2 protein-coding genes and 1 pseudogene are annotated in these 4,861 nt (G+C 73.6%); all 3 read left to right on the top strand.

What is annotated here, in order from left to right:
• Positions 1-590: chorismate-binding protein (locus QH283_RS03890; RefSeq protein ID WP_280501643.1), on the top strand; the 590-nt coding region annotated here is incomplete at its 5' end.
• 106 nt (positions 591-696) lie between these two features.
• Positions 697-867, top strand: coding sequence for a DUF2613 domain-containing protein (locus QH283_RS03885; RefSeq protein WP_280501642.1), 171 nt, complete (start codon positions 697-699; stop codon positions 865-867).
• Positions 868-982: 115 nt separating this feature from the next.
• Positions 983-4,861 (top strand): annotated as a pseudogene (locus tag QH283_RS03880) (alpha-(1->3)-arabinofuranosyltransferase domain-containing protein); the annotation flags it as partial.

The raw sequence follows: 4,861 nt of genomic DNA, 5'->3' as shown, positions 1-4,861 counted from the left end.
GGGGGGGGTTCCCCGCCCCGCACGGGCGGGGGGGGGCACGCTGGCGGGGTGGGCCCCCCCGGCGGGCGCACGCCGCACTGGCGGCTGGCCTGCTGGCCAGCGCCAAGAACCGGGAGGAGCACTCCTACGTCGTCGACTGGCTCGCGGGCATCCTGGCCCCGCTCTGCGCCGAGCTGGACATCCCCGACGCGCCGCGACTGGTGCGGACCCACGACGTGTGGCATCTGGCCACGCCCATCACCGGCAGGCTGCGCGATCCCTCGGTCACCGCGCTCGATCTGGCGGTGCTGCTGCACCCGACCCCGGCGGTGTGCGGGACGCCGACGGCGGCCGCGCTGGAGGCCATCACCAGAGACGAGGGCGACCGCGGTTTCTACGGCGGCGCGGTCGGCTGGTGCGACGCAGGCGGCGACGGCGCGTGGCTGGTCGCGATCCGCTGCGCCGAGCTGTCGGCCGACCGCCGCTCGCTGCGCGCCTACGCGGGCGGCGGCATCGTCGCGGCCTCGCAACCGAGGGAAGAACTGGACGAGACCACCGCGAAACTACGCACCTTCTTGGGAGCTCTGGACTGCCGGACGCCCGCGCATTGAGCGACTTCCCAATGACCTTTCGCGCGGGCGAGCCCGATCATGCGGTAGGTTGGCCCGCAGTGTGTCGGTCACGACATAGCCTGTCACGACGTATTGGAGTACCGCGATGAAGTTTGCTGTTCCCGGGATTGCGAGTGCTGTGGCCGGTGCCGTGATCGGCGCCATCGCGGTCTTCGGTATCACCGCGGCGGTCGCCCAGAACTCGCGCCCGGACATCGACCGTAGCGGCGATGCCGACTCCTCGCTGCTGAACAGCGTTGAGTACGGCAGCCGCTGAGTCGTCGACCTCCGCTTCATCCGCCGACACGCTCGGCACCCGAGGCGCGGACCGTGGCGACACCTTCGATCGCCCCGGGGCCGCGCCGCTCGGTAGACGCTGGTTCGCCGGGACCGTGGTCGCGGCGTTCCTGCTCTCCTTCCTGCAGGCGCCCGGCCTGACGGTCGCCGACACGAAATACGACCTGGCGCAGAATCCGCTGGGTTTCCTCGACCGCGCCTCGCATCTGTGGAGCAGCCAGGCCCCGATGGGCCAGGTCCAGAACCAGGCGTACGGGTATTTCTTCCCGCACGGGAGCTTCTTCTCGCTCGGCGATCTGCTCGGCCTGCCCGCGTGGGTCACCCAGCGCGTCTGGTGGGCGCTGCTGCTGCTCGCCGGGTTCTGGGGCATCGTCCGGCTGGCCGAGACCCTCGGCATCGGCAGCCGGGGATCGCGGGTCGTCGCGGCGGTCGCGTACACGCTCTCCCCCAGGGTCCTCACCACGCTCGGCTCGATCTCCTCGGAGACGCTGCCGATGGTGCTGGCGCCCTAGGTGCTGCTCGCGCCCGCCCCGCGCGGCGTTGCCAGCCGCCGGCCGCGGCGCGGCGGCGCGGACTCGCCCGCGGGCAGCGCGGTCGCGCTGGCGTTGATGGGCGCGGTGAACGCGGTGGCCACGGTCGCGGCGTTCCTGCCCGCGCTGCTGTGGTGGGCCTCCTACCGGCCGAACCGGCGTTGGTGGCGGTTCACCCTGGCCTGGGTGCCGCTGCTGTTGCTGGCCACGCTGTGGTGGGCGGTGCCGCTGCTGCTGCTCGGCGCGGTCAGCCCGCCGTTCCTGGACTACATCGAATCCTCCGGCGTCACCACGCAGTGGGCCTCGCTGGCCGAGGTGCTGCGCGGCACCGACAGCTGGACGCCGTTCGTCTCCCCCGAGCGCATCGCGGGCGCGGTGCTGGTCACCCAGCCCGCCGCGGTGCTGGCGACCGGGCTGCTGGCGGCCGCGGGCATGGCCGGGCTGGCGATGCGCTCGATGCCGCATCGCGGGCGGCTGAGCCTGATCCTGCTGGTCGGCCTGGTCGGCATCTGCGCGGGCTTCGTCGGCGAGCTGAGCGGTCCGTTCGCCGAGTCGGTGCGGGTGTTCCTCGACTCCGGCGGCGCGCCGCTGCGCAATGTGCACAAGCTGGAGCCGCTGATCCGCATCCCGCTGGTGCTCGGCCTGGCCCACCTGATCGGCCGGGTGCCGCTGCCGGTGACGGTGCCGTGGCGCGAGGCGATGACCGCGTTCTCCCGCCCCGAGCGCGACCGCATGGTGGCGGTCACCGCGCTCATCCTGACCGCGCTGGTGCTGTCGACCTCGCTGGCCTGGACCGGCAAGCTGGCCCCGCGCGGCGCCTACGACGAGATTCCGTCGTACTGGCGGCAGACCGCGGCATGGCTGGCCGACAACGCCGCCGACACCAGGGCGCTGGTGGTGCCGGGTGCGCCGTTCGGCAGCCAGGTGTGGGGCCTGACCCGCGACGAGCCGTTGCAGGCGCTGGCGAGCACGCCGTGGGCGGTGCGCGACGCGGTGCCGCTGAACCCGCCGGGCACCATCCGCGCCATGGATTCGGTGCAGCGGTTGATCGCCGACGGCCGGCCCTCCGCCGGGCTGGCCGCCACCCTGGCCGATCAGGGCATCGGCGTGCTGGTGCTGCGCAACGACCTCGACCCGGAGACCAGCCGCTCCACCAGGCCCATGCTGGCCCATCAGGCGATCGAGGGATCGCCCGGCCTGACCAGGGTGGCCGAGTTCGGCGGCCCCATCGAGTCGTCGGTGATCGCCGAGGATCTGGTGGCCGACGGCGATCTTCGCCCCACCTATCCCGCGGTCGAGATCTACCGGGTGGAGGTCCCGCGCGGCCCCGACATGGACGACGTCACGGTCCGCTCCGGCACCGGCGCGCCCGATTCCTTCCCCGGCGCCTACACCGTGCCGCTGGCCGGGGTGCCGGTGGTGCAGGGCGGACCCGAGGTGCTGGAGCGGCGCAATCGCGATCTCGGCGTCACCGGGCCGAGCCTGCTGGCCGCCGACGCCGAGCGCGCCGGAATCCCGGTCGGTCCGGTCACCGTCACCGACACCCCGATGAACCGGGAGGCCGACTTCGGCCGCGTCGACAATCACAACTCCGCGCTGCGCGGCCCCGACGACGCCCGCCGCACCCACAATCTCGTCCCCGACTATCCGGTGGCGGGCGCCGAGCTGGTGCAGGGCGGCTGGTCCGGCGCGACCATCACCGCCTCAAGCTCCGCCGCCGACGCCACCCAGCTCGGCGGTGCCTCCCCCGGCAGTTCCACCGCCGCCGCCGTGGACGGCGACCCCTCGACCGCGTGGATCAGCAACGGCACCGAGGTCGCCGTCGGCCAGTGGCTGCGGCTGGACCTCGACGAGCCGGTCGCCAACGGCCTGCTGCGGCTGACCACCAGCGGCGCGGCCATCGGCGACCCGGTGAAGTGGGTGGAGGCGCGCACCGAGAACGGCAGTGTGTCCGCCCGGGTGCCCGGCCCCGGCGAGCCGTTCGCCATGCCGCTGCCACCCGGCCGCACCGAGTGGATCACCATCACCGCGCTGCGCACCGAACGCGGCTCGGCGGGCGGACAGTTCGGCATCAGCGAGCTCGCGCTCGAGGACTACGCCGACCGGGACAACCCGCGCGCCGTCGACATCCGCCACCACACCCTGCTGCCGCCGACCCCCGGCGACGGGCAGGTGCTCGGCTGGGATCTCGGTCAGGAATTCCCCGGCCGCAGTGGTTGTTTCGACGGTCCCGAACGGGTGCGCTGCAGCAAGGGCCTGGCGCTGGCCCCGGAGGAGCCGGGCGTGTTCTCCCGCACCCTGGCGGTTCCCGAGCCGATGCGGTTGACGCCGGAACTGACCGTGCGCACCCGGCAGGGCCCCGCGCTGGAGGCGCTGCTGACCGATCCGGCGCGTCCGGTCGCCCGCGGTCGCGCCGATGTGGGCGACCTGCGCGGCTCGGCCTGGGCCGCCACCGACGGCGACCCGCGCACCAGCTGGATCGCCCCCGAGGACTCGGTGCGCGGCTACGCGGCGGGCAAACCGACGCTGACCGTCGAACTGCCCGAGCCCGCCCTGGTCACCGGCCTCGACCTGACCACCTCGCTTGGCAGCCTGCCCGCCGAACCCACCGCCGTGACGGTCGATCTCGGTGCGGGACCGCAGGTTCGGCAACTCGACCCGGACCGCGAGCCCGGCACGCCCGCCAGGATCGAACTGCATCCGGTGGTGACCGACCGGATCGAGATCAGCATCCACAGCTGGAAGAGCGTGCTCGACCGCACCGCACTGGGATTCGCGCAGACCCAGCCGCCCGGACTGGCCGAGATCGAGGTGCTCGGACCGTCCTATCCGGCGCCCGCCCCGGCGGACCGGCTGGTCACGGTGCCGTGCGAGGCCGGACCCACGGTGGCCACGGCCGGGACGACCATGCCGACGACCGTCACGGCGACGGCATCCGAATTCCTTTCCGGCGCACCGGTCGTCGCGCGGGTATGCGGCGCGGAAGGGGACGGCGCGGCCGAATTCACCGTGCTGCCGGGGGAACCCGAGGTGGTCGTCTCGCCGACCGAACTGTTCAGCGTCGACCGGCTCCAGCTGGTGCGCACCGACATCGACCGGGGGCTGGTCGAACTCGGCCGCGCCGAAAGCGTCGCCGACGACAGGCTTCTCGTGCTCCCGCTGAGCACCAACGTGGGCTGGCGGGCGCACACGGCGGACGGGCGCGCGCTCGACCCGGTGGTGGTCGACGGCTGGCAGCAGGCCTGGCTGCTGCCGGCTGACGCGACCGGCCCGATCACCATCTCCTTCCCGGTCGACCGCTGGTACCGCCTCGGCATCTTCGGCGGCCTGCTTCTCCTTATTCCTTTGTTCCTCACGGCGATTCCGCGTCGCGGCGGCGCCGCCCCCGGCCCCGCGCCGAGGCCGGGGGCGCACCGCGCGCTCGGCGCGCCGGGGGTGCTCGCG

This window comes from Nocardia farcinica (assembly GCF_029867845.1).
In the GTDB taxonomy this organism is placed as follows: Bacteria; Actinomycetota; Actinomycetes; order Mycobacteriales; family Mycobacteriaceae; genus Nocardia; species Nocardia farcinica_A.
This window is presented reverse-complemented; position numbering and strand designations above follow the sequence as displayed.